Here is a 265-nt window from a genome sequence, read left to right on the forward strand (position 1 = left end):
CCCAACCCGCTTTGACTGATGGACTGCGTAACAATAATTGCGTGGTAAACAGCAGCGCAACCCAACGCGTTGGATTGCGCAGATAGGCCACCAGCGTGGCGAGGATGACGCGACCCCGGGTAATGCGTACCGCAATATCGTCCACCAGGCGATGCACCAGCAGCACCCCGCCCAGCAACAAGACCAGCATGCCCAGGTAAGCCAGACCGTTGCCGCCTTCACCCAGCAATTCGTTGAGGCTGAATGGCAGCATCACATTCATGGT

Annotated in this window: 1 protein-coding gene; it reads right to left on the bottom strand. The window is 58.1% G+C overall.

What is annotated here, in order from left to right:
- The coding region (locus ACZ3HH_RS30340) for a hypothetical protein (RefSeq protein ID WP_465810317.1) at nucleotides 1-265 on the bottom strand (265 nt) is incomplete at both ends.

The organism is Pseudomonas sp. PME37.24/025 (assembly GCF_055556615.1).